This is a genomic window from Streptomyces chilikensis, assembly GCF_001642695.1.
GTDB classification, from domain to species: Bacteria; Actinomycetota; Actinomycetes; order Streptomycetales; family Streptomycetaceae; genus Streptomyces; species Streptomyces chilikensis.
The window spans coordinates 1,215-1,424 of the sequence record NZ_LWCC02000058.1 but is presented as its reverse complement, the minus strand read 5'-3'; positions in this window follow the sequence as shown (position 1 = coordinate 1,424).

The following is a 210-nucleotide window of genomic DNA, read 5'->3' as shown; positions in this document are numbered from 1 at the left end:
CGGAACCCGCCGCGGTCGTCGTCACGACGCGGGCCGCGGTCGTCGCGACGGTCGAACCCGCCACGCTCACCACCACGGTCGTCACGACGGAAACCACCGCGGTCACCACCGCGATCGTCACGGCCACGGAAGTCGCTCCGCTGCGGACGCTCACCACGGCTGTCGTCCCGGCCACCCCGGTACCCGCCGCGGTCGAACTCCCGGCGCTCA